The 22,754-nt window shown below is 72.6% G+C and carries 23 protein-coding genes and 1 other RNA gene; 14 read left to right on the top strand and 10 right to left on the bottom strand.

Annotated elements, in window-relative coordinates; translation table 11 throughout:
- The first annotated feature begins 1 nt into the window (after position 1).
- Positions 2–1,612 (top strand): AbgT family transporter, encoded by a 1,611-nt coding sequence (locus tag EUA93_RS20965; protein ID WP_129402297.1) that lies wholly within the window; start codon positions 2–4, stop codon positions 1,610–1,612.
- 63 nt (positions 1,613–1,675) lie between these two features.
- On the opposite strand, the gene EUA93_RS20960 is transcribed toward EUA93_RS20965, so the two are convergent.
- From EUA93_RS20960 to EUA93_RS20950, 3 genes are all read right to left on the bottom strand, one after another.
- Positions 1,676–2,293, bottom strand: a complete 618-nt coding sequence (locus EUA93_RS20960; RefSeq protein ID WP_129402296.1) for a hypothetical protein — start codon at positions 2,291–2,293, stop codon at positions 1,676–1,678.
- Positions 2,294–2,372: 79 nt separating this feature from the next.
- Complete coding sequence (locus EUA93_RS20955) at positions 2,373–2,978, bottom strand: hypothetical protein (protein ID WP_129402295.1); 606 nt, start codon at positions 2,976–2,978, stop codon at positions 2,373–2,375.
- A 107-nt stretch (positions 2,979–3,085) separates the two neighbouring features.
- Positions 3,086–3,520 (bottom strand): hypothetical protein, encoded by a 435-nt coding sequence (locus EUA93_RS20950; protein WP_129402294.1) that lies wholly within the window; start codon positions 3,518–3,520, stop codon positions 3,086–3,088.
- Positions 3,521–3,621: 101 nt separating this feature from the next.
- On the opposite strand from EUA93_RS20950, the gene EUA93_RS20945 reads away from it, so the two are divergent.
- Positions 3,622–4,329: a response regulator transcription factor gene (locus EUA93_RS20945; RefSeq protein ID WP_129402293.1), complete on the top strand. Its 708-nt coding sequence runs from the start codon at positions 3,622–3,624 to the stop codon at positions 4,327–4,329.
- Between the two features lies 1 nt (position 4,330).
- The gene (locus EUA93_RS20940) at positions 4,331–5,632 is read left to right on the top strand and encodes a sensor histidine kinase (RefSeq protein WP_129402292.1); all 1,302 of its coding nucleotides are present in this window, start codon (positions 4,331–4,333) and stop codon (positions 5,630–5,632) included.
- A gap of 30 nt (positions 5,633–5,662) precedes the next feature.
- Here EUA93_RS20940 and EUA93_RS20935 read toward each other — a convergent pair whose 3' ends face one another.
- From EUA93_RS20935 to EUA93_RS20925, 3 genes are all read right to left on the bottom strand, one after another.
- Positions 5,663–6,040, bottom strand: a complete 378-nt coding sequence (locus EUA93_RS20935) for a hypothetical protein (protein ID WP_129402291.1) — start codon at positions 6,038–6,040, stop codon at positions 5,663–5,665.
- Between the two features lie 67 nt (positions 6,041–6,107).
- Positions 6,108–6,488, bottom strand: a complete 381-nt coding sequence (locus EUA93_RS20930) for a hypothetical protein (protein ID WP_129402290.1) — start codon at positions 6,486–6,488, stop codon at positions 6,108–6,110.
- Positions 6,489–6,592: 104 nt separating this feature from the next.
- Positions 6,593–8,635 carry an NAD(+) synthase gene (locus tag EUA93_RS20925; protein WP_129402289.1) on the bottom strand — a complete coding sequence of 681 codons (2,043 nt, stop codon included), beginning with the start codon at positions 8,633–8,635 and terminating at the stop codon, positions 6,593–6,595.
- A gap of 124 nt (positions 8,636–8,759) precedes the next feature.
- Here EUA93_RS20925 and EUA93_RS20920 point away from each other — a divergent pair, with 124 nt between their 5' ends.
- The 3 genes from EUA93_RS20920 (at position 8,760) to panB (ending at position 11,810) form a co-directional block, all read left to right on the top strand.
- Positions 8,760–9,662 carry a GNAT family N-acetyltransferase gene (locus EUA93_RS20920; protein ID WP_129402288.1) on the top strand — a complete coding sequence of 301 codons (903 nt, stop codon included), beginning with the start codon at positions 8,760–8,762 and terminating at the stop codon, positions 9,660–9,662.
- A 10-nt stretch (positions 9,663–9,672) separates the two neighbouring features.
- Positions 9,673–10,839, top strand: a complete 1,167-nt coding sequence (locus EUA93_RS20915) for a PQQ-dependent sugar dehydrogenase (protein ID WP_207208886.1) — start codon at positions 9,673–9,675, stop codon at positions 10,837–10,839.
- A gap of 101 nt (positions 10,840–10,940) precedes the next feature.
- Positions 10,941–11,810 (top strand): 3-methyl-2-oxobutanoate hydroxymethyltransferase, encoded by an 870-nt coding sequence (gene panB, locus EUA93_RS20910; RefSeq protein ID WP_129402287.1) that lies wholly within the window; start codon positions 10,941–10,943, stop codon positions 11,808–11,810.
- Positions 11,811–11,818: 8 nt separating this feature from the next.
- Here panB and EUA93_RS20905 read toward each other — a convergent pair whose 3' ends face one another.
- Positions 11,819–12,019: a hypothetical protein gene (locus tag EUA93_RS20905; protein ID WP_129402286.1), complete on the bottom strand. Its 201-nt coding sequence runs from the start codon at positions 12,017–12,019 to the stop codon at positions 11,819–11,821.
- A gap of 23 nt (positions 12,020–12,042) precedes the next feature.
- Here EUA93_RS20905 and map point away from each other — a divergent pair, with 23 nt between their 5' ends.
- From map to rnpB, 7 genes are all read left to right on the top strand, one after another.
- Positions 12,043–12,891 carry a type I methionyl aminopeptidase gene (gene map / locus EUA93_RS20900; RefSeq protein ID WP_129402285.1) on the top strand — a complete coding sequence of 283 codons (849 nt, stop codon included), beginning with the start codon at positions 12,043–12,045 and terminating at the stop codon, positions 12,889–12,891.
- 78 nt (positions 12,892–12,969) lie between these two features.
- The gene (locus EUA93_RS20895; RefSeq protein WP_129402284.1) at positions 12,970–14,589 is read left to right on the top strand and encodes a circularly permuted type 2 ATP-grasp protein; all 1,620 of its coding nucleotides are present in this window, start codon (positions 12,970–12,972) and stop codon (positions 14,587–14,589) included.
- The gene (locus EUA93_RS20890) at positions 14,583–15,509 is read left to right on the top strand and encodes an alpha-E domain-containing protein (protein WP_129402283.1); all 927 of its coding nucleotides are present in this window, start codon (positions 14,583–14,585) and stop codon (positions 15,507–15,509) included. The genes EUA93_RS20895 and EUA93_RS20890 overlap by 7 nt, the downstream gene beginning before the upstream one ends.
- Positions 15,509–16,348: a transglutaminase family protein gene (locus EUA93_RS20885; RefSeq protein WP_207208885.1), complete on the top strand. Its 840-nt coding sequence runs from the start codon at positions 15,509–15,511 to the stop codon at positions 16,346–16,348. The genes EUA93_RS20890 and EUA93_RS20885 overlap by 1 nt, the downstream gene beginning before the upstream one ends.
- 74 nt (positions 16,349–16,422) lie before the next feature.
- Positions 16,423–16,842, top strand: a complete 420-nt coding sequence (locus EUA93_RS20880) for a hypothetical protein (protein WP_129402282.1) — start codon at positions 16,423–16,425, stop codon at positions 16,840–16,842.
- Positions 16,839–17,906 carry a hypothetical protein gene (locus EUA93_RS20875; protein ID WP_129402281.1) on the top strand — a complete coding sequence of 356 codons (1,068 nt, stop codon included), beginning with the start codon at positions 16,839–16,841 and terminating at the stop codon, positions 17,904–17,906. Before EUA93_RS20880 ends, EUA93_RS20875 begins: the two co-directional genes overlap by 4 nt.
- A gap of 30 nt (positions 17,907–17,936) precedes the next feature.
- Positions 17,937–18,329, top strand: an RNA gene (rnpB, locus tag EUA93_RS20870) — RNase P RNA component class A.
- Between the two features lie 2 nt (positions 18,330–18,331).
- Here the strand turns inward: rnpB and EUA93_RS20865 are convergent.
- Positions 18,332–19,198: a serine/threonine-protein kinase gene (locus EUA93_RS20865; RefSeq protein WP_129402280.1), complete on the bottom strand. Its 867-nt coding sequence runs from the start codon at positions 19,196–19,198 to the stop codon at positions 18,332–18,334.
- A gap of 166 nt (positions 19,199–19,364) precedes the next feature.
- A complete protein-coding gene (locus EUA93_RS20860; protein ID WP_129402279.1) occupies positions 19,365–20,816 on the bottom strand; it encodes an RNB domain-containing ribonuclease in 1,452 nt (483 codons plus the stop codon).
- Between the two features lie 52 nt (positions 20,817–20,868).
- On the opposite strand from EUA93_RS20860, the gene yaaA reads away from it, so the two are divergent.
- The gene (yaaA, locus tag EUA93_RS20855) at positions 20,869–21,657 is read left to right on the top strand and encodes a peroxide stress protein YaaA (protein WP_129402278.1); all 789 of its coding nucleotides are present in this window, start codon (positions 20,869–20,871) and stop codon (positions 21,655–21,657) included.
- On the opposite strand, the gene EUA93_RS20850 is transcribed toward yaaA, so the two are convergent.
- Positions 21,654–22,754: an FUSC family protein gene (locus tag EUA93_RS20850; protein WP_242497561.1), complete on the bottom strand. Its 1,101-nt coding sequence runs from the start codon at positions 22,752–22,754 to the stop codon at positions 21,654–21,656. The genes yaaA and EUA93_RS20850 overlap by 4 nt on opposite strands.

Here is a 22,754-nt window from a genome sequence, read left to right as displayed (position 1 = left end):
CATGGCCACCGACAACCCGACCCTCACCCGCACCGACCGCGTCCTCGCCACGGTCGAGCGGCTCGGCAACCGCCTGCCGGACCCGTTCCTGCTCTTCCTCGGGCTCTTCCTGCTCGTCGGGCTGGTCTCGACCGGTCTCCAGCTCCTCGGCACGTCCGTGACCATCCCCGGCTCCGACGAGGAGACCGCCGTGCGCGGGCTCTTCACCGGCGAGGGCCTGGCCTGGCTGACGGTCAATCTCGGGCCCAACTTCATCGGCTTCCCGCCGCTGGTCACCGTCGTGACGATCCTGCTGGCGGTCACGGTGGCCGAGCGCACCGGGCTGCTGGCCGCCGCCATCCGGGCGAGCCTCGGCGCGGCGCCGCGCTGGCTGCTGCCGTACGCCGTCGGGTTCGTCGGGGTGAACGCCTCGGTGATGGCCGACGCCGCCTTCATCGTCGTACCCCCGCTGGCGGCGATGGTGTTCAAGGCAGCCGGTCGGCACCCGCTCGCCGGTCTCGTCGGCGGGTTCGCCGCGGTCGGCGCCGGCTACTCGACCTCGATGCTGGTGACCAGCCTCGACGCGCTCTTCTCCGGCATCACCAACTCGGTCACCGGCGGCCTCCCCGACCCGGGCGCGACCGTGACCCCGGTGTCGAACCTGTGGTTCAACATCGCGTCCTCGATCGTGCTCGCACTGGTCGCCGGGCTGGTGATCGACAAGCTCGTCGAGCCGCGCCTGGTGCGCGAGGGCGCACCGGTCGACATGGTCGAGGCCGCCGACGACGTCTCGGCCGACGCCCCGGCCGGTGCCGACGAGGACGTCGCCCCCGCCCTGCGGGCCGCACCGACCGACCTCTCGCCGGAGCTCGAACCTGCCGAGCGTCGCGGGCTGCGGACGGCCGGCATCGTGTTCGTCGTGATGGCGGCCGTCATCCTCGCCGCCGTCCTGCCCGGCGGGTCACCGTGGCGCAACGAGGACGGCAACTTCCTGCCGGAGTCGGCGCTGCTCGACTCCACGGTGTTCATCGTCTTCGCGCTGTTCCTCGGCCCGGCGCTGGCCTACGGGTTCGTCAGCGGGTCGCTGCGCCAGGCCGCCGACGTACCCAAGGTGATGGGGCTCGGCATCAAGGACATGGCCGCCTTCATCGTGCTGGCGTTCATGCTCGGCCAGTTCATCGCGCTCTTCAACTGGAGCAACGTGGGCTCGGCGCTGGCCGTGGCCGGTGCCGACGGGCTGGAGTCGATCGGGCTGACCGGCTATCCCGCGATCATCGGCTTCATCCTGCTGGCGTCGGTGCTCAACCTGTTCATCGTGAGCGGGTCGTCGATGTGGACGCTGATGGGCGCGGTGTTCGTGCCGCTGTTCGCCCTGCTGGGCTACGAGCCCGGGTTCGTCCAGGCGGCCTTCCGGGTGGGCGACTCCGCGACCCAGGTCATCACGCCGATGAATCCCTACATCTGGATCTTCCTGGTGATGGTGAAGCGCTACGAGCCCGAGGCCGGGCTCGGCACCGTGATCTCGCGGATGCTGCCGTTCGTCGTGCCGTTCTGGATCTCGTGGGTCGCGGTGCTGACCGTCTTCTACCTCACCGGCGCAGACGTCGGCCCCGGCGTGGGGATCCGCCTCTAGCCGGGCTGGGGGGCCGAGCAGGAGGCGGCCACACCGGGGCCGGACGGTCGTGCGGGACGTGGCTCAGTAGCAGATGTTGACGTCCTGCGAGCCGAGGACGCCGTCCCACACCTCGCGCATCGGGTGGAGCCAGCTCTGGGTCTCCGGGACGAAGGCGATGCTGCCCGGCACCCGGCCGTGCACGCCGTCGACCTCGACCTCCTCGACGACGAGCGGGACCGTCACGTCGGGTCGGCGCACGCCCTCCCAGCAGGCCGATGCCTTCTTCCTGGTCACGGCCTCCTCGAGGGTCACCGGGTCGCCCTGCAGCTTGCCGTTGTAGCGCCACGCGACGGTCGTGAGGTAGCCGGTCTGGCCCTCCCACGGCGCGCGGACGGTGACCGAGAGGCCCCAGGTCTTGGGGGTGGCGACGGTGAAGCGGACCTGGCCGTCGCGGACCTTCTTGGTCTTCGACGACCAGAGCTTCACGTCGGTGTGGCGGGTCTGGAGCGCGTTGGCGAGCTGGATCTCGCAGCCCTCGCAGTCCTCGACGGTGAAGGTCAGCGTGGTCCGCTGGGCGCCGCCGGGCCGGTCGGCGGACCGGTCGGGCGACGCGGTGGCGGCGGCCGGCACGAGCGCGGCCGTGAGGACGGCGGCGGTCAGGACCGACCTGGCCAGGATGGTGGTGCTGCGGAAGTTCATGTCTCTCTCCCCGTAGGTGATCTGTCACTGTCTGGACGCACCTTCGTCCGGGAGGGTTGCATCTGCTTCCGGGGTGCCCTCATCCCTCGGCCGGCGGCTCGCAGAAGTCGATGTCCTGCTCGCCCATCACGCCGTTCCACACCCGACGCATCGGCGCCAGCCACGAGGGCGTCGTACGCGCCCAGGCGAGCGTGCCGGGCACCTTGCCGGGAGCCACCCCGTCGACCCGGACCTTGCGGGTGTGGATCGTCATGTCGAAGGACTGCTCGGTCGTGCCACCCCAGCAGGCGCTCGCCCGACGCTCGGCGCGCGCGTCGCGGTAGCCGACGGTGTCGCCGGGACGGGTCCCGGCGTAGCGCATCGCGACGGCCGTGACGTAGCCGAGACGGCGCTCCCACGGCGCCGTGAGGGTCAGCGACAGCCCGGCCGTGCGGTCGGTCGGCACCCGGAGCGTCGCCAGGCCGTCGACGACCTCGACCGCGTCCGACTCCCAGACGTCCTCGTAGTCGGAGGTCAGGGCCGAGTGCGCGGTGATCGCGCACCCCTCGCAGCCGGCGGCGTGGATCGTCAACGTGGTCGTCGCCGGGGCCCTGTCGACCGTAGGCGCCGGGGCGGCCGTCGCCGGTGCGGCGGTCGCGACGAGGAGGGTGGCGAGCAGTGCTCCCGAGAGCAGGCGTGAGGTCATCGTGTGGGTCTTCCTGTGAGGGTGTGTCCGTCCTACCACCCGTAGACGCACCGGACACCCTCACACGTTGCGCGAAGACCTTGGGTTCCTCGCCGTCTTCCTCGCGCTCAGTCGTCCCCACCGAGCGTGTTGCGCTCGAGCTCGGCCAGGGTCGGCCGACCCTGGTTGCAGAACACCTCGAGGTCCACCGAGTTGCGACCGTCGCTGAAGACCGCGTCGACGTCGTCGTCGGGACCCTTCTCCCAGCTCACCACGCGCCAGCCCGACGCCTTGTCGGGGCGGACGCCGACGCCGTAGGCCCAGGTGTCGCGGCACTCGACGTCGAAGGCGCCCCACTCACCGGTGATCGCGTCGGAGACGGCCGGGCCCTCGGGACTCGGCACCGAGGTGGAGCCGGCGGTCGTGTCGCGCGCGACCTCGTCACCGACCGGGCCGCGGTCCCGGATGGTGGCGCCGACCGTCGAGATCGCGAGGACGCCGAGCACCACGGCCACGGCCGTGGTGGCGACCCACAGGCCCACGAGCAGCATCCGACGTCTCACCGCACCATCGTGCCCTCCGCGAGGTCAGCACGAGGTGAGGCGATGGTTAAGGCCGCGCTAAGGAACGCCGTCCTCGTGCGGGCGGGCGGTACGGTCACCGCGTGGCCGAGGTACTGATCATCGAGGACGACGACCGGATCCGGCCGCTGCTGGTCCGTGGCCTGCGCGAGGCCGGGCACACCGTGACCTCGGCGCCCACCGGCATGGCCGGCCTCCAGCTCGCCGTCGACTCCTCCCCCGACCTGGTCGTGCTCGACCTCGGCCTGCCCGACGTCGACGGCACCCAGGTGCTGTCGATGCTGCGGGGCGTGAGCGCGGTGCCGGTGATCATCGCCAGCGCGCGCGCCGACGACCCCTCCCTGGTCGGCGCCCTCGACGCCGGCGCCGACGACTACGTGGTGAAGCCGTTCACCAGCGCCCAGCTCGACGCCCGGGTGCGCGCGGTGCTGCGCCGCACCGACGCCGGTCGCACCCGTCCCACGACGCTCACCGTCGGCGGGCTCTCCGTAGACCTGTCCGGGCGGCGCGTACACCTCGACGGCACCGAGGTCGAGCTGACGCCGCGCGAGTTCGACCTGCTGGCCCACCTGGCCGAGCGACCGGGCGAGGTGGTCACCAAGCGTGACCTGCTCGTCGAGGTCTGGCGCCAGCCGTGGGGCGGTTCGGACAAGACCGTCGACGTGCACCTGTCCTGGCTGCGCCGCAAGCTCGGCGAGACCGCCGCCGACCCGCGCTACCTGACGACCGTGCGCGGCGTCGGCGTACGTCTCGCGGCGCCGCCCGACCTCCCCTCGTCGCAGGCGGACTGAGGTGCGTCGCAGCCTCCTGGTCACGGCCGCGGCGGCGATCTCGATGGTGCTGCTGGCCATGCTCGTGCCGATGGCCGTCCTGGTCCGCAGCTATGCGCTGGAGGACCGGCTGGCCCGGGCCGCGCTCGAGGTGCAGGCGGTCGAGACGGTCGTCTCGCGCTCGGACGACAAGGGGTCGGTGGCGCAGTACGTCGACAAGCTCAACGACGAGGACGGCCACACCCAGGTCACCGTGCTCTTCCCCGACGGCATCGGGGTGGGCCCCGACGAGGGCGAGGACTGGCGGGTCCTCGATGCCCGCAACACGGGCCGCGCCCGCGTCGACGACGTGGGGGGCGGGTCGCAGATCCTCGTCCCGGTCTCCCGCGGCGGCAACTCCGGCCTGCCGTCGCAGACGCCGGTCATCCGGGTGGTCGTCGACGAGCCCGGCCTCGACTCGGTCGTGGGCGCCGCGTGGGGCCTGCTCGCCCTCCTCGCGCTCGCCCTGCTCGCCGGCTCGCTCGTGGTGGTCGACCGTCTCGGACGCTCGTTCGTGCAGCCGATCCGCCAGCTGGCCGAGCACACCCAGTCCCTGGGCAGCACCGGCACCATCGAGCCGGTCGCCGCGGTCCACGGCCCCGCCGAGGTGCAGGAGCTCGGCGGCGCCATCGACCGCCTCGTCGGTCGCATCCAGCTGCTCCTGGCCCGCGAGCGCGAGAGCGTGGCGGACCTCTCCCACCGCCTCCGGACCCCCGTGACCGCCCTGCGGCTGCGGGTCGAGACGGTCGAGGACGACGACCTGCGCGAGCGGCTCGCGGGCGACCTCGACCACCTCCAGGCGACCGTCGACGAGATCGTCCGCGAGGCGCGTCGCTCCGAGCGCGAGGGGCTCGACCCCCGCACCGACGCGGTGGCCGTCATCGCCGAGCGGGTACGCCACTGGGAGGCGCTCGCCGAGGACCAGGGACGGACCTACGAGGTCGACCTCGCGACCTCCGGGCCGCTGCTGCGGGCGAGCAGCGCCGACCTCGAGGCGATGGTGGACGTCCTCCTGGACAACGTCTTCTCGCACACGCCCGACGACGCCGCCGTGCGCATCACGCTGGGCGCGTCCGCGGACCGGGTGGACCTCGTCGTCGAGGACGCCGGCCCCGGCCTGCCCGCCGGGCTGGACGCGACCGGCCGCGGGGAGAGCGGTGCCGGCTCGACCGGCCTCGGGCTCTCGATCGCCGCACGCACCGCGCAGGACGCGGGCGGGGAGGTGACCACGGGTGCCTCGGACATGGGAGGAGCCCGGGTCGCCGTCACGTTGCGGACGGCCTGACCCGGGCTCCTGCCCGTGCGGAGGGGTGGCTCAGGCCACGGTGACCTTCACCGAGCACGCGCCGGCGCCGGCCGGGGTGACGGTGAGCTTGAAGGTGTCCTTGCCGCGGGCGTTCTTGCGGAAGGTGTCGAGGTCGAGCTCGCCCTCGTCGTCGGCGGTGATCGTGCGCGAGACGGCGACCTTGCCGTTGTGGCGCACGGCGACCGTCCACTCGCTGTAGGCGCGGGCGCCCTCGATGTCGGCGTCGACGTCGTAGCCGCCGCGCTCACGGTCGACGTTGAGCTCGAACGTCGCGCCGGCGCAGGTGCCGCGCTTCTCGACGTCCGCGCTGGCCGGCGCGGCCACCAGGACGGCGGTGCCGGCCGCGGCGGTGGCGACGAGGGTGGTGGTGGCGATGAGCTTCTTCATGGGGATCTCCTCTGTGGGTGCTGCTACGGGGATGGGGCAGGGATGGGGCGGGGATGGCGCGGGTGGTTCAGGAGCCGAGGGTGGCCGTGCAGGGCTCGCCGTCGGTGGGCGTGAAGGTGACGGCGTACGTCGCGTCGCCGGGGTTGCCGGAGCTGTAGGCGTCGACGTCGATCTCGCCGTCCTCGTCGGTCGTGCGGGCGCCGGTCAGCAGCGAGGTGTCGTCGCGGGTCAGCTCGACCTGCCACTCCTCGCCCGGGCCGCTCGACTGCAGCTCGGCGCTGACCTCGGTGCCGCCGTCCTCGCCCTCGGCGCTGAGCTCCCACGTCGCGCCGCCGCAGGTGCCGCGCTCCGTGGTCTGGGCCTCGACCTGGCTGTCGATCGCCCACCAGCTGCCTGCTCCGATGACGACCGCCGCCGCGGCGACTCCGCCGATGACTGCCTTCTTCACGATTCCTCCTCGGTGTCCGACGCCGGGTGCGGCGTCATGACCAGAAGGTTCGTCGGAGCGTGGCTAACCCCGCTCCAGCCCGTGGCTAAGGGCGCGTTAAGGCATCAGGCCTGCGGCACGTCCCGCTCGATCTCGGCGAGCCAGGCGGTGCCCCTGGCGTCGCTCGGCATCCGCCAGTCGCCGCGCGGGCTCATCGTCCCGCTCGCGCTCACCTTGGGGCCGTTGGGCAGGGCGGAGCGCTTGAACTGGTTGGCGAAGAACCGCTTGACGAAGACCTCGAGCCAGCTGCGGATGTCGGCGAGCGAGTACGCCACCCGCGCGTCGGCCGGGAAGCCGGGCGGCCACTCCCCTGCCTCGACGTCCTTCCACGCGTGCCACGCGAGGAAGGCGATCTTGCGCGGCCGGTAGCCGTGGCGCACGACGTGCGCGAGCGTGAAGTCCTGGAGGTTATAGGGGCCGACCGAGTCCTCGGTGGCCTGCGGCTTGACGCCCTCCTCGGTCGGGATGAGCTCGGGGGTGATCTCCTGCTGGAGGATCTCGCCGAGCACCTCGCCGACCTCCTCGGAGAACTCGCCGTGGCTGATCACCCAGCGGATGAGGTGCTGCACGAGCGTCTTCGGCACGCCCGCGTTGACGTTGTAGTGCGACATCTGGTCGCCGACGCCGTAGGTGCACCACCCGAGCGCGAGCTCGGACAGGTCGCCGGTGCCGACGACGATGCCGCCGCGCTGGTTGGCGAGCCGGAAGAGGTAGTCGTAGCGCAGGCCGGCCTGCACGTTCTCGAAGGTGACGTCGTAGACCTTCTCCCCCTGCGCGTAGGGGTGGCCCATGTCCTTCAGCATCTGCTCCGCGGCGGGGCGGATGTCGAGCTCGGCGAACGTGACCCCGAGCGCCTGCGAGAGGCGGGTGGCGTACGACTTCGAGGTCGCGCCGGTCGCGAAGCCGGGCATCGTGAACGCCAGCACGTCGCTGCGCGGGCGGCCCAGCCGGTCCATCGCCTTGCACGCGACGATCAGCGCGTGCGTGGAGTCGAGGCCGCCGCTGACGCCGATGACGGCCTTCGGCGAGCCGATCGAGGAGATCCGGCGCTCGAGGCCGGAGACCTGGATGTTGTAGGCCTCGTAGCAGTCGAGCTCGAGCCGCGCGGGGTCGTCGGGCACGAACGGGTAGCGGTCGACCTTGCGCAGCAGCCCGATGTCGCCGGCCGGCGGCTCGAGCTCCCACTCGACGGTGCGGAAGCGGTGCACCCGCTCGTGGTGGGTGCGGCGGTTGTCGTCGAACGAGCCCTGCCGGATCCGCTCCTGCCGCAGCCGGTCGAGGTCGACGTCGACGACCGTGCGCCGGGGCCCGTCGGGGAACCGCTCGCCCTCGCCGAGCAGGTCGCCGCACTCGTAGACCAGCGTCTGGCCGTCCCAGCTGAGGTCGGTGGTCGACTCGCCCTGGCCCGCGGCCGCATAGACGTACGCCGCCGCGCACCGCGCGCTGGCGCTGCGGACGAGCAGCCGACGGTCCTCGGCGCGCGCGACGGTGATCGGCGAGCCACTGAGGTTGGCGAGAACGGTCGCCCCGGCCAGGGCAGCCTCGGCGCTCGGCGGGACCGGCACCCACATGTCCTCGCAGACCTCGACGTGGAGGTCGAGGCCGGGGACGTCGAGGCAGCGGAAGATCAGGTCGGGCCCGAAGCGGACGTCCTGCCCGGCGACGGTCACCCACTCCAGCTCGCGGTCGTCGCCCGGCGCGAACCAGCGGCGCTCGTAGAACTCGCGGTAGTTGGGGAGGTACGACTTCGGCGCGACGCCGAGGATCGAGCCGCGGTGCACGACGACCGCGCAGTTGAAGACCCGGTTGCCCTGCACGACCGGCGCACCGACGACCAGCGCGGTCATCAGGTCGGCGCTCGCCGCCACGATCTCCGCGATCGCCTCCTCGACCGACGCCAGCAGCGTGTCCTGGAGGAACAGGTCGTCGACCGAGTAGCCGGTCAGCCCCAGCTCGGGGAACACCGCGACCGCGACGCCGTCGTCGTGGCAGGCGCGCGCCTGCTCGATGACGGCGGCGGCATTGGCCATCGGGTCGGCGATGTGCACCGGCAGCGTGACGGCCGCGATCCGGGCGAAGCCCTGCGCGTAGGCGGAGTAGAAGTCCACGCGCTCACTCTAGGGAACGGCCCGTCCCTCCCCGGCGTGGTCCAGCGCGAAGTGGCTGGGTCGGGCCCGCAATCACGACCGAAACCCACTGGACTACCCCGGCAGATGACGACACCGTGCCTCCATGCCCACTTCACCGGGAGTCGAGATCACGCCCTGCACCTCCGACGCGGACTACGAGGCCTGGCGCCAGGTCCGGATCGCTGTGCTCCCCTACGAGCGCTGCGACTCGGTCGAGGAGCTGAAGGAGCAGGACGCGAGCCCGACGCGGCTGCTGGTGCTGGCGCGCGAAGGGGGCGTCGTCGTCGGCCTGGGCTTCGCCGACCGCTCCGACGCCGCGGCGATGGGCTCGCTCGCGCCACGGGTGCTGCCCGAGCACCGCCGGCGGGGCGTCGGGACGGCCCTGCTCCACCACCTCGCCGATCATCTCGCGAGGCTCGACCTGCCGCGCGTCCGGGCCACCGTCGACGACGACGGGTCGCTCGCCTTCGCCCACGCCCACGGCTTCGAGGACACCGACCACGAAGTGGAGCAGACCTTCACCCTCACCACGCCCCCGACGGTCGGCGAGGCGCCCGACGGCGTCGAGGTGGTCCTCGAGTCCGACCGCCCGGGCCTGTGGGCGACGGCGTACGACGGCCTGGGCACGGAGGCGGTCAGCGACTTCGCCTTCTCGACCTCGATCGAGGTGACCCCGGACCGGTGGGCCACGAGCTGGCTCGGCGACCCGATGTTCCTCGCCGTGCACGACGGCGAGGTCGTCGGCTGCGCCGGCCTGATCCGCGACACCGACGTGCCGCACCGGGCCGAGAACGCGCTGACGGCCGTACGCCGGGACTGGCGCGGCCACGGGCTCGCGGTCCACCTCAAGCAGCACACCCTCGCGTGGGCGGCCGCGCACGGCGTCACCGAGATCTACACCTGGACCCAGGACGGCAACGACGCGATGCGCGGCCTCAACACGCGGCTGGGCTACGCCACCACCCGGCGCAGCACGATGGTGGCGCACGACCTGCCCCTCGGCTAGCGTCGCGAGCGTGCGCCCCCGCCTCCGCACCACCTCGCTGTCCCTGACCGCCTCCGTCGCGACGGCCGCCCTCGCCGGCAGCCTGCTCGCCGGGTTGCCGCCGTCCGTCGGCGCACCGGCCGAGCCGGCGCCCCGCGCCGAACGCGCTCCCGCACTGGAGGTGCGCACCGTCGCGAAGGGCCTCGCGAACCCGTGGGACGTCCAGCAGGCGCCGGGCGGCCGGTTGCTCGTCTCCGAGCGCGACCGCGCCCGCATCAGCGTCGTACGCAACGGCAGGCGCCGCACCCTCGCCGACCTGTCGAAGCTGGTCTGGGTCTCCGGCGAGACCGGCCTGATGTCGCTCGCCGTCGACGCGGCCCACCGCCGGGTGTACGCCTGCCACGGCAGCTCGAAGGGCGGGAACCACGTCCAGGTGACCCGCTGGCGCGTCGACCGGAAGTGGAAGAGGCTCTCGGGCCGCAGGACGATGATCACCGGACTGCCCTCGACCAGTGGCCGCCACGGCGGGTGCCGGCTTCTGCTCCAGCGGCAGGGACCCGGCCTGGTCATCGGCACCGGCGACGCGGCCGTCGGCACCAACCCCCGCGACCTCGACTCCCTCGGCGGGAAGACGCTCCGGATCGACCGGCGCACCGGCGCGCCGATGCCGGACAACCCGTTCGCCGGTGGCACCGGCAACCGCCGCTACGTCTGGACCTACGGCCACCGCAACGTCCAGGGCCTCGCCCAGCGCGCCGACGGCACGCTGTGGTCCGTGGAGCAGGGGAGCTACCGCGACGACGAGGTCAACCTGCTCGTCCCCGGCGGCGACTACGGCTGGAACCCCGTGCCGGGCTACGACGAGTCGGTCCCGATGACCGACCAGGCGCTCCCGGGCGAGCAGCAGGACGCGAGGTGGTCGTCCGGCGAGTCGACCCTCGCGACATCCGGCGGGGCCTGGGTCAGCGGCAGGCAGTGGGGCGACCTCGACGGCACGCTCGCCGTCGCGGCGCTCAAGGCCTCCGAGGTGATCTTCCTGGCGTTCACCGACGACGGCGCCCTCGCGCAGGTCACCCGGCCCGAGGAGCTGACCGGCTTCGGACGGCTGCGCTCGATCACCGCCGCGCGCAACGGCGACCTCCTCGTCACGACCGACAACGGCAGCGACGACCGGGTGCTCCGGGTCTCCCCGCGCTGAGGCGTGACGATCGACACAGGACGCCTACCCGTCGGTCAGCACTAGCCTGATCGTGGTCCGTGGACTCCATCAGGGAGCCGCGAGATGACGAGGAGTGACCCATGTCTGCACCCACCGAAGAGACTGCGCCCTACGGCTCCGGCCCGGGTTCGGCGGCCGCCGGGACGTCGGCGCCCGTGAAGCGGGTCCGCACCCATCACCTCCGGGAGATGAAGGAGCGCGGCGAGAAGATCACGATGCTCACGGCCTACGACATGTACACCGCGGCCACCTTCGACGAGGCCGGCATCGACCTTCTCCTCGTGGGCGACTCCGCCTCCAACAACGTCCTGGGCAACGAGACCTCGCTGCCGATCACGGTCGACGAGCTGCTCCCCCTCACCCGCGCCGTCAGCCGCTCGACCAGGCGCGCGATGGTCGTCGGCGACCTGCCCTTCGGCAGCTACCAGGCCTCCCCCGAGCAGGGCTACCTCACCGCCGTCCGCTTCATGAAGGAGGCCGGCGCGCACTGCGTGAAGCTCGAGGGCGGCGCCGAGATGGCGCCGGTCATCCGGAAGTGCACCCAGGGCGGCATCCCCGTGATGGCGCACATCGGGTTCACCCCGCAGTCCGAGCACACCCTCGGCGGCTACCGCGTGCAGGGCCGCGGCGACGCGAGCGACCGCGTCCTCGACGACGCCCGCGCGGTGCAGGAGGCGGGCGCGTTCGCCGTCGTGATGGAGATGGTGCCCGGCGACGTCGCCGAGCAGATCAGCAAGGAGCTGACCATCCCCACCATCGGCATCGGCGCCGGAGCCGGCTGCGACGGCCAGGTGCTGGTGTGGCAGGACGCCTTCGGGCTGCGCACCGGCAAGATGGCGCGCTTCGTCAAGCAGTACGCCGACGTGCACCAGATCCTGCTCGACGCGGCCCGGGCCTACGCCGACGACGTGCGCGGCGGCACGTTCCCCGGGCCGGAGCACACGTTCTGACCGACGGCTCAGTCCTCGAGCTTGTCGTCGTTCCAGTCCGGGTCGTTGTCCCAGGCCTCGTTGCGCTCGGCGACCTTGTCGAGGGCCCGCGCCGCCTCTTCCCTGGTGTCGTAGGGACCCAGCCGGTCGGCGTTCCTGGCCCCGTCGTCAGGCTCGACCTCGTGGGTCTTCAGGTTGAACCACCAGCGTTCGCTCTCGCCGTTGCTCATGGGGCGAAACTACACTTCCCGGCGTGTCTGCCGTAGCACCCGCAGAGGTGTCCGCCCGTCGTCCCGTCCCCGCCGCCATCGCGCGCCCCGAGTACGTCGACCAGCCGGCGCCGCAGCGCTTCACCGGCGAGGAGGTCAAGGACGCCGACACGATCGCCCGCATGCGGGTCGCCGGACGCCTGGCCGCCCAGGCCCGCGAGCTGGTCGGGCAGCACGTCGTGCCGGGCGTGACCACCGACGAGCTCGACCGGATCGGCCACGAGTTCCTCTGCGACCACGGCGCCTACCCCTCGACGCTCGGCTACCGCGGCTTCCCCAAGTCGCTGTGCTCCAGCGTCAACGAGGTGATCTGCCACGGCATCCCCGACTCGCGGGTCGTCGAGGACGGCGACATCGTCAACATCGACATCACCGCCTTCCTCGACGGGGTGCACGGCGACACCAACGCCACCTTCCTCGCCGGCGAGGTCGACGAGGAGTCGCGGCTGCTGGTGGAGCGGACGAAGGAGTCGCTCGACCGGGCGATCAAGGCCGTCCAGCCGGGGCGCCGGGTCAACATCATCGGCCGGGTGATCGAGGCCTACGCGAAGCGGTTCGACTACGGCGTCGTGCGCGACTTCACCGGGCACGGCATCGGCACCGCGTTCCACTCCGGGCTGATCATCCCCCACTACGACGACCCGAGGTACGACGACGAGATCCGCGTCGGGATGACCTTCACGATCGAGCCGATGCTCACCCTCGGCATGGCCGACTACGACATGTGGGACGACGGCTGGACCGTGGTCACCAAGGACCGTCGCCGCACGGCCCAGTTCGAGCACACGCTGCTGGTCACCGCGACCGGCGCCGAGGTGCTCACCCACCCCTGATCGCGGCCTGACACGTTCTTGAAACACACGTGACGCTCGTGCAACACGTCCGTCACGCGTTCCCACTAGGGTCGACGCATGCCGCGCCTGTTCGACGACTACGCCACGGGTCGGGCCTATGACGAGATGTTCGAGGCCGGTGCTCCCCGGGATCCCTACCTCACGTTGAGTCGCTCCTTCAACGACCTCGACCCCGACGACGTCGCCTCGCGCGTCGAGGCGCTGCGGACGGCGTACCTCGACCAGGGCGTCACCTTCGACATCGGCGGGGAGGAGCGGGCCTTCCCGCTCGACATCGTGCCGCGCGTGATCGAGATGGAGACCTGGCAGGAGGTCGACGCCGGCGTGCAGCAGCGCGTGAAGGCGCTCGAGGCCTTCCTGGCCGACGTCTACGACGCCGGCCAGGTGTTCGAGGACGGCGTGATCCCGCGCCGCGTCGTGGCCACCTCCTCCCACTTCCACCGCGAGGCCGGCGGCGTGCGCCCGCCCAACGGCGTACGCGTCCACGTCTCCGGCATCGACCTGATCCGCGACGACGAGGGCAACTTCCGCGTGCTCGAGGACAACGTCCGGGTGCCGTCGGGAGTGTCCTACGTGATGACCAACCGCCGCTCCATCGCGGCGGCGCTGCCCGAGGCGTTCTCCCACCACCGGATCCGTCCGGTCGCGAGCTATCCGCAGCGGCTGCTGGCCGCGCTGCGCGCCGCCGCGCCCGCCGGCGTCACCGACCCGACGGTGGTCGTGCTGACCCCGGGCGTCTACAACGGCGCCTACTTCGAGCACGCCCTGCTGGCCCGCACGATGGGCGTCGAGCTCGTCGAGGGCCGCGACCTGCAGTGCCGTCGCGGGCGCGTCATGATGCGTACGACGCACGGGCTCGAGCCGGTGCACGTGATCTACCGCCGCGTGGACGACGAGTTCCTCGACCCGGTGCACTTCCGCGGTGACTCGCTGCTCGGCTGCCCCGGCCTCATCGACGCCGCGCGCAGCGGTCAGGTGACGCTCGCCAACGCGGTCGGCAACGGCGTGGCCGACGACAAGCTCGTCTACACCTACCTCCCCGACATCATCCGCTACTACCTCGGCGAGGAGCCCCGGCTCCGCAACGTCGACACGTGGCGGCTCGGCGACGCCGATGCTCGCGAGGAGGTCATGGACCGCCTCGACGAGCTCGTGATCAAGCCCGTCGACGGCTCCGGCGGCAAGGGCATCGTGATCGGCCCCGCGGCCACCAGGACCGAGCTCGACGAGCTGCGGCAGCGGGTCATGCAGGACCCGCGCGCGTGGATCGCGCAGCCGGTCGTCCAGCTCTCCACGGTGCCGACCTACGTCGACGGCACGATGGCCGCACGCCACGTGGACCTGCGGCCCTTCGCCGTCAACGACGGCCAGCGCGTGTGGGTGCTGCCCGGCGGCCTCACCCGGGTCGCGCTCGAGGAGGGCCAGCTGATCGTGAACTCCTCCCGCGGCGGCGGCTCCAAGGACACGTGGGTGCTCGCCGGCACCGCGCCGACGCCCGTCCCGCGGGTGGAGGCGCCGGCACCGGTCCCGGTCGGCCCGACCCCGAGCCCCGGCCCCGCCATGGACGAGGCAGCCGCCACCGTGGAGGGCCAGCAGCAGCAACAGCAGCAGCACCAGGTCCGCCATCCGCACGCGTCCGACACGGACACCGCCGGGGAGGACGGTGCCGGATGCTGAGCCGCATCGCCGAGTCGATGTTCTGGATCGGCCGCTACGTCGAGCGCGCCGAGGACACCGCCCGCATCCTCGACGTGCAGACCACGCTCCTGCTGGAGGACTCCGGCGACGAGGAGACGACGTGCCGCAACCTGCTGTCGGTCATGGGTGTCGACCCGCCCACCGACAGCGAGGTCGGCCTCGACCTGGTCCTCGGCCTGCTGGCCTACGACCCCACCGCACCGGACTCGATCGCCGCCGTGCTGGCCGCCGCGCGCGAGAGCGCCCGGCGGGCGCGCGAGACCCTCTCGGTGAACATGTGGGAGGCGCTGAACACCACCTTCCGCACGGTCACGTCCGGGCAGTTCGGCCGGATGGGCCAGGGCGCGAGCTTCCGCTGGGTGCGTGACCGGGCCGCCCTGATCAACGGCGCCGCCGACGCGTCCATGACGCGCGACGAGGGGTGGCAGTTCCTCGTCCTCGGCCGGATGATCGAGCGCGCCGACATGACCTCGCGTCTCGTCGCCACCGCCTCGCTCGCGGGCGGGGTCGGCTCGCCGTGGTCCAACACGCTGCGCGCCTGCGGCGGGCACGAGGCGTTCCTCCGCACCTACAAGGGGCTCGAGACCGAGCGCGGCGCGGCGGAGTTCCTGCTGCTCGACCGGCTCTTCCCCCGCTCGGTCGTCTTCGCCCTCTCGCGCGCCGAGCAGTGCCTCGACAACCTCGAGTCCGGGCAGCGGGTCGGCTTCCAGAACGACGCGCACCGGCTCATCGGCCGCACCCGCGCCGAGCTGGAGTACCGCCCGCTCGCCGACGTGATCGCCGACCTGCCGGCGGAGATGGAGCGGCTGCAGGTCACCTGTGCGCGGGCCACCGAGGCCATCGCGCACCGCTACTTCGCCGGATCCGAAGGCACGCACTGGATGGGAGGTCGGACCTGATGCAGCTGCGCATCGTCCACACGACCGGCTTCGAGTACGACGGCCTCGCTCTGGCGTCGTACAACCAGGCACGGATGACGCCCCAGACCGGGCCGGGCCAGATCGTCGTGCACACACGGCTCGGCGTCTCCCCGACGCCGTGGACCTACGACTACCGCGACTACTTCGGCAACGACGTCACGTCCTTCGAGGTGCTCGACCCGCACGAGTCGATGACCGTGACGGCCGTGTCGACCGTCCACACCGACCGGCCACCCGCGTCGCTGCCGGCGCTGGCCTGGGAGGACCTCGCCGGGCCGGCCGTGGCCGACCGCTGGACGGAGTACCTCGACCTGCCGGTCCTCGTCGCCCCGCCCGACGACCTCGCCGCGAGGGCGCTCGAGATCGCGTCGACGGCCGGCACGCCCGGCGAGGCCGCACGCGAGATCTGCTCGCTGGTCCACGCCGAGGTGTCCTACGTCCCCGGCTCGACCGACGCCGCCTCCCCCGCCACCGAGGCGTGGACCCAGCGCGCCGGCGTGTGCCAGGACATGGCCCACCTCGTGCTCGGCTGCCTGCGCTCGATCGGCATCCCGGCCCGCTACGTCTCGGGCTACCTCCACCCGCAGGCCGATGCCAGGATCGGCGAGACCGTCCAGGGCGAGTCGCACGCCTGGGTCGAGTGGTGGGACGACGGCTGGCACGGCTTCGACCCGACCAACGACCTGGAGCCGGGCGACCGCTGGGTCGTGGTCGCGACCGGCCGCGACTACCTCGACGTACGCCCCCTGCACGGCATCTACTCCGGCGCCGAGACCTCCTCGATGTTCGTGCGGGTCGACGTCACGCGCATCGCCTGACCCCCGCTGCCCCCGGTTCCGGGGAGGTTCGACCGCGCGCGGCGCGGACATCGTGTCTGCATGGGGCACACACGATGAGCGACCCGGGGGACGTCGGTCAGGGCAGCGACTTCGGCGCCGACCTCTACGAGCTGCTGCGGACGGGGTGGGTCGACTTCCCCGCGCTGTCGCTCCGTTGGTGGGAGTTCGCGACCGACGCGGACGTGGCCGACGCGCAGGTCCGGGCGAACGCCGGCCGCCTCGGTGGCGCGGGTGACCGGCTCGTCTCCGACATGGTGGACCTGGGGGTCGACCTCCAGCGGGCACTCGGCGACACCACGACGAGCCTGCGCGACACCGGCACCGCCCTGGTCCAGATCGCCCAGGACTACGCCGCCACCGACGCGGCCGCGCAGGCCCAGTTCGACCACCTGCGGCTCGACGACGCCGACGAATTCGCCACGCCGCCCGTGGTCGTCCCCGATCCTCCGGTGCCGGGCGGTGACCGGTCGTGAGCCCCGCACGACGGATGAAGTCGGCCGACTGGGACGACCTGCCCCGACTGCTGCAGCGCGTCGGGGACCTGCTGGTGGAGCTGCACTTCGTCGATGCCGCGATCGAGCACTTCGGCCCGGACCTGGTCCTGGGGCAGGGCGACGCGACGGCGACGTACACCGTGACGCTCGGGTGGACCCACCCCTACGCGCACACGTTCGTCCGACCGGTCATCAGCCTCGGCGGGAGCGGTGACCGGGCCGCCGACGTCCGGCGCGAGCTCGACGACCTGGTCGCGACCTCCCGGGCGTGGGGGTCGGCGCAGGTCGCCGACTTCGTGCCCGGGCTGCAGTCCCTCGTCACGCCCGACCCCGACGCCCTCGCGGCCGCCGCGGTCACGCTGGGCAGCATCGGCGACCTGCTGGGCGGGTCCGTCGACACCGACCTCGCGAGCCTCAACGCCTCCCTGAGCCACTGGTACGGCGACGCCAAGGACGGCTTCGTCGAGCTCAGCGGGGGCCTCAGCACCTCGCGCGAGCTGCAGGCCGAGCTCGCCGCCACGATCGGGGTGGCATCGGCGGGCGCGGTCGTCGCCGTCTGCACCGCTCGCACCAGCGTCGTCCACCTGCTGGTCGAGACGGCCCGGCGACTCGACCTGCAGCTCCAGGAGCGGGCGAACCGGCAGACCCAGACCACGCTCGACGTCCTCCGCATCGCAGCGCCTGCGTCGTCGAGCATCTTCTCGCTCGTGTCGCTCGTGCCGGGCGGAGCCGTGCTGGGCGGCATCGCCGCAGGCATCTCCTCGATCCTCGGGCTGGTGGTCGACCAGCTGCCCGACACCGAGACCGTCGACCTGCCGATCTCATCTGCTCCCACGGCGGTCGGGCTGCTGCACAGCGTGCGGAGCCGGATCCTCGACAACCGCGACACGCAGCTGGACGAGGCGCGCGAGCAGACCACCGGGAGGATCCAGCGTGTGCTCGACGCGGGCGGCTACGCCACGCTCACACCGCCCCGCCCCGAGCTCGCCGACCACCCGGTCGACGCCGACTCCTTCCACCACTCCTCGTCGGAGTCGTACTGAGGAGTCCCCGGCCCTAGACTCACCCCCGAGTGGGTCGGCCGGGCGGCCGCGGCCCGGTGCTCCCGGTTCGTCCGGGACAGCGGGTCGAGGAAGGTCCGGGCTCCACAGGGCAGGGTGGTGGCCAACAGCCACCCGGGGAAACCCGCGGGATCAGTGCCACAGAGAACAGACCGCCAGCACCTCCGGGTGCTGGTAAGGGTGAAACGGTGGTGCAAGAGACCACCAGTGCGCCGGGCGACCGGCGCAGCTAGGCAAACCCCACCCGGAGCAAGATCAGACAGGATGTGCCTGAGGGCTGCCCGCCCGAGCATCCGGGTAGATCGCACCAGGCGGCCGGCAACGGTCGTCGCAGATGGATGGTCGCCCCTGCGCTGGACTCCGGTCCAGCCAGGACAGAACCCGGCCTACAGGCCGACCCACTCCCCTCAAGCCCGTCGACCTCGGCGCCTGAGCCCGTCGAGCCGGTCGAGGACGTCCCTCACGACCGGCCGGTCGGCGGGGTCCGGAGCCAGGCACGCCGTCACCAGGTCGGCGAACGGCGCGGGCACGTGCGTCCGCAGGCGGCTGACCTGCGGGGCAGGTCGCTGCAGCTGGAGGAAGGTGCCTGCGTCGAGTGCCACGCGCTCGGACTCGTCGAGGGGCGCGAACGGCGCCACCCCCGTCGCGACCTCGTAGAGCGTCGCGCCCAGCCCCCACACGTCGGTGGCGGCGGTGACCATCGCACCGCGGGCCTGCTCGGGAGCCAGGTAGGCCGGGGTGCCCAGTCCACGGTGCACCCGTCCTGGTGGCCGGGCGATGCTGAGGTCGACGAGGGTCACCCGGGTGCCGTGCACCATGACGTTGCCGGGGTGGATGTCGAGGTGGAGGTAGCCCTGTCCGTGGAGGTATCCGACCGCGGAGGCGAGCTGGCTCCCGAGATGGCCCAGGTCCTCGACCGGTCGCCGACGCTCGCTGACCAGCTCCGCGAGCGTCGGCCCGACGTCGGTCTCGAGGATGACGACCGGGCTCGCTCCCTCGACGGTCTCGAAGGCGCGCGGCAGGTGCGGGTGGGCGAGCACCTTGAGGAGCCACCCCTCCTGCAGCAGCCGGTAGCGCACGCGTGCGACGTCCACCCGGTCCGGGCGGATGGTCTTGGCCACGCAGCTGCACAGGCGCTCCTCCGACCACACCTCGTAGACGTCGACCGCACTGCCTCGCGAGAGGTGGCCGATCACCGTGTAGCCGGTCGCGATCTCCTCACCGGCCGCCAGGACAGGCGGCTCGTCCGGCATCGGGACCGCGAGCGCGCTCATGCCGCACCCTCCGGGAGGTCGCGCCTCGCACCGGTGGCGCGCGTCGACCTGGTCGTGGGTGGCATCCGGGCTCCTGGCGATCGGCGTCGTCCGTGGACCCGACGTTAGGGACGCTCGCGGGCGACGTGCCAGTTGTCCGTTGGTGCTAGCACCCCCGAGGCCCGGCTCAGGCCAGGCGGAAGACCACCTTGCGCGTGGTCGGGTCGGCGGAGACCAGCTCGACGGAGACCTCCTCGCCGAGCGGGAGGTCCGAGCTGCCGGTGACCGCGGCCTCGATGGCGGGGTCCTGGATGGTGATGTCGCCCTTGGTGGGATCCTTCTCCTCGATGTCCACGACCACGGCGTCGAAGGTCTCCCCCACGCGGTCATGGAGCAGCTCGGCCTCGCACAGGTCCACGATCGCGTTCTCGTACTGGTGGGCGCGCCTGCTCGAGCTCGACATGGTGTCGGGGAGCTCGGTCATCGCGGAGAGCACCCACTCGGGCACCTCGGTCCCGGCACACAGCGCGAGGCAGATCTCGCCGGCGTAGCGGTCGGCGAGGCGGCGGAGCGGGGCGGTGACGTGGGCGTACTCGGAGGCGAGCCCGGAGTGCTGGGAGTACGCCGGCAGCTCGCCGTTGAAGGTCACGTAGCCCGCGCCGCGGAGGAGCCGCGTGCACGCGACGATCATCGCCGCGTGGGTCGGCCTCGACGGGTCGAGCGTGCGGACGAAGTCGGGGTAGAGCTGCTCGGCGGGCCACTCGATCCCGAGCGCCCGCGCCGTGCGGTGCAGGCGCTGCACGTCGCGCGGGTCGGCCGGCGGGAGCGTGCGGAGGATGCCGGTGCGGGCGTAGACCATCAGCCCGGCCGCCGCCATCCCGGTGAGCAGCGAGATCTGCGCGTTCCAGGTCTCCGCGGGCAGCAGCTCGCGGAACTCCAGCTCCCAGTGGCCGTCGCCGGTCTCGACGAGCTCCTGCTCGGGCAGCGGGAGCGACACCCCGCCGCGCGCCGCCTCTCGCGCCAGTCGCAGCTCGCCCACCTCCTTGAGCAGCTCCATCAGGGGCGAGGCGGTGCCGGCGTCGATGTCGGCCTGCACCTGCTCGTAGGAGAGCTTGGCGCGCGACCGCACCAGCGCCCGCTCGACCTGTACGTCGACGCCCTCCCCGGTGTCGTCGACCTGGATCGTCCAGAGGAGGGCCGGGCGCACCTCGTCGGGCAGCAGCGACGCGGCGCCCTCGCTGAGCACCGTGGGGTGGAGCGGGATCTTCGAGCTCGCGCCGTAGAGGGTCTCGCCGCGGCGGTTGGCCTCCACGTCGACCGGGTCGCCGGGCGTCACGAACGCCGCCACGTCGGCGATCGCGTAGTGGACGACGTAGCCGTCGCCGTTGCGCTCGATGTGCATCGCCTGGTCGAGGTCGCGCGCGGACTCGGGGTCGATCGTGACCAGCTCGATGTCGGTGCGGTCCAGCTCGGGGAGTCGCGGGTGCTCCGCCGCCTCGGCGGCCGCACGCTCGACCGCGTCGGGGAAGGCCGCGGTCACCTTCATCTCCTGCTGGATCGCAGTGATGCCATCGCGCATCTCCTGCGCGGTGACGCTGTCACCCGTCGAACGGACCTTCACCACACGGTTGCTGGGCATGAGGCCGACCCTAGCCATATCGCCACACCGTCCGCTGCCTACGCTTGCGCGCGTGCTGATCCTGCTACCGCCCAGCGAGGGCAAGACCGCCGCCCGGCGGGGCAAGTCCCTCGACCTCGAGTCGCTCTCCTTCCCCGCCCTCACCCCGACGCGCGAGAGGCTCCTCGACGCGCTCACCACGCTCTGCCGCGACGACCCGGACCGGGCGGCGAGCGTCCTGGGCCTCGGCCCCGCCCAGCGCGACCTGGTCGACCGCAACGCCGTGCTCGGCACCGCACCCACCGCGCGCGCCGACGCGATCTACACCGGCGTGCTCTACGACGCCCTCGGCCTCGCGACCCTCTCCCCGGCGGCCCGCCGCCGCGCGACGTCGCGCCTCGCCGTGACCAGCTCGCTGTTCGGCATCGTGCGACCCGGCGACCGGATCCCCGCCTACCGCCTCTCCGGCGACGCGACCCTCCCCGGCGTCGGCTCGGTCGCCGGCGCCTGGCGCGAGGTCCTCGGCGAGGCGGTCACCGACGGCATGGGCACCGGGCTGCTCGTCGACCTGCGCTCCAGCACGTACGCCGCCTTCTGGCGCCCCACGAAGGACCTCGCGCGTCGCGTCGCGACGGTCCGCGTGCTCCACGAGTCGGGTGGCAGGCGGACCGTCGTGAGCCACTTCAACAAGGCGACCAAGGGCCGCATCGTCCGCGCCCTGCTCGAGGACGGCGCCGACCCGCGCACGCCCGCGGCGCTCGCGGATGCCCTCACCCGCCTCGGCTGGACCGTCGAGATCGGCGATCCGACGCCGAAGGGCACCCAGCTCGACGTGGTCGTGACCGAGGTCCACACCGGCTAGCGGAGCGGGATCACGTCCGTCGCCTCGAGGGGGTCCATCCCGCACAGCGCGAGCAGGTCGGCGATGATCGAGCGCACCTGGGCCAGGATCACCTCCGCCGAGAGGTCGGCGCTGTGCTCGACGGTGGCCGTGGCGCGGCCGAGGGCGATGAGGTCGTCGATGACCGCGCCCGCCATCCGGTCGGCGACGAGCTCGTCGGCGACGCGGTCGGAGAGGTCGGCGAGCTCGCGCATCAGGGCGGAGTACGACGACGGCACCGGCTCGCGGCGGTAGACCGCCACCGTCACCCGGCGCACGATCACGCGCGTGTTGCGCAGCGCCACGTCGAGCGGCTCCACGAGCTCGGCGAGCTGGCGCTGGTGCTCGCCGTGCCGTCTCCGAAAGGGTGAGGACTGCACCACCGAGATGCCCTCCTCCGAGGCCGCCCGGAGCTCGCCGATCAGCGCGTCGGTCGACCGGGCGTCGCGCAGCACGGCCAGCGACTGCTCGACGTCACCGTCGGCGAGCCGGTCGGCCGAGCACCGGAGCAGCTCGGCGATCTTGCGCACGACGACCGCGGCCTGGTCGCGTGGCTTGCGCAGCGGGGCGCGTGGCACCACGGTGGCCGCGACCAGCGCGACCGCACCGCCGATGAGCGCGTCGGTCCAGCGCAGGAAGGCCGCACCCGGGGCGGGAGCGAGCGCCGCGACGACGATGCCCTGCACCGCCGACTGGATGATCAGCAGCTGGCCGGCGTCGAGCAGCAACGCGATCGACATCCCGGCGGCCACGATCAGCATGATCTGGAAGCCGCCCGACCCGATCACGTGGGTGGTGGCGTCGCCCAGGAAGACGCCCAGCGCGACGCCGACAGTGACCTCCGCGACGCGACGCTGCCGCTGTCCGTAGGACATCCCGAGCGAGACCACGGCCGCGATCGGGGCGAAGAACGGCAGCCGGTGCTGGAACACGTCGGCCGCCAGCCACCACGCGACACCCGCGGCGATCGCGCACTGCCCGATGACCCAGCCCTTCGACCGCAGCCGGGCGACCCGGGCGCGCAGCGACGTACGGCCGCGTGCGGCCATCAGCTCCGCGTCGAGGAAGCGCCCGGCCAT

The sequence above is a fragment of the Nocardioides oleivorans genome (assembly GCF_004137255.1).
Classification (GTDB): domain Bacteria; phylum Actinomycetota; class Actinomycetes; order Propionibacteriales; family Nocardioidaceae; genus Nocardioides; species Nocardioides oleivorans.
This window is presented reverse-complemented; position numbering and strand designations above follow the sequence as displayed.